The sequence below is a fragment of the Pseudomonas sp. SH10-3B genome (assembly GCF_019891415.1).
Taxonomy (GTDB): domain Bacteria; phylum Pseudomonadota; class Gammaproteobacteria; order Pseudomonadales; family Pseudomonadaceae; genus Aquipseudomonas.
In genome coordinates this window covers 1-320 of record NZ_JAFLXD010000146.1, presented here as the reverse complement: position 1 = coordinate 320, position 320 = coordinate 1, and the positions used below count along the sequence as shown (strand labels likewise).

General features: G+C 62.8%; 1 protein-coding gene. It reads left to right on the top strand.

The features are described from left to right. A partial coding sequence (locus tag J1G35_RS31270) for a hypothetical protein (RefSeq protein ID WP_223016887.1) occupies positions 1-320 on the top strand: 320 nt, incomplete at both ends.

The window sequence follows — 320 nt, the reverse complement described above, 5'->3', positions numbered from 1 at the left end:
ACGACCGCCAGGGCAACCTCCTCAGCGTCGACGACGGCCACTGGGCGCTGGCCTACGAATACGATCAACAAAACCGCCTCACCGCCGAACACCAAGGCTGGGGCACCTTGCGCTACGGCTACGACGCCTGCGGCCAGCTTCAACACCTGCGCCTGCCCGACAACAACCGCTTGGTATTCAACCACAGCAAAGGCGGCCACCTCGCCACCGTAGAATTAAACGGCGCGCCGCTGACCTCCCATCTGTTCAAGGCCGGCCAAGAACACCAGCGCCAACAAGGCCAACTCCTCAGCCACTACCACTACGACGACCAGCAACGC